The organism is Staphylococcus sp. HMSC061G12, assembly GCF_001838465.1.
GTDB classification, from domain to species: Bacteria; Bacillota; Bacilli; order Staphylococcales; family Staphylococcaceae; genus Staphylococcus; species Staphylococcus simulans.
Genome location: NZ_KV837174.1, coordinates 1 through 209, shown reverse-complemented (window position 1 = coordinate 209; position 209 = coordinate 1). Strand labels below are relative to the sequence as shown.

1 protein-coding gene is annotated in these 209 nt (G+C 48.3%); it reads left to right on the top strand.

Annotated elements, in window-relative coordinates; all coding sequences use genetic code 11:
- A partial coding sequence (locus HMPREF2937_RS13130; protein WP_142351455.1) for a sortase occupies positions 1-209 on the top strand: 209 nt, incomplete at both ends.

Below are 209 nucleotides of genomic sequence, written 5' to 3'. Positions count from 1 at the left end.
ATCATTCAGGTTTTGGACGAGACCTTGACTTACGAAGTGGACCAAATTTTGACGGTAACGCCAGATGACGTGTCGGCGTTAGCAATCGACCCAGAGCAAGACTATGTGACTTTGATGACTTGTACGCCGTATGGAGTCAATACTCACCGTCTCTTGGTTCGTGGTCACCGTATCGCTAATCAGGAAAATGCTGCGCGTGTGACATCTGA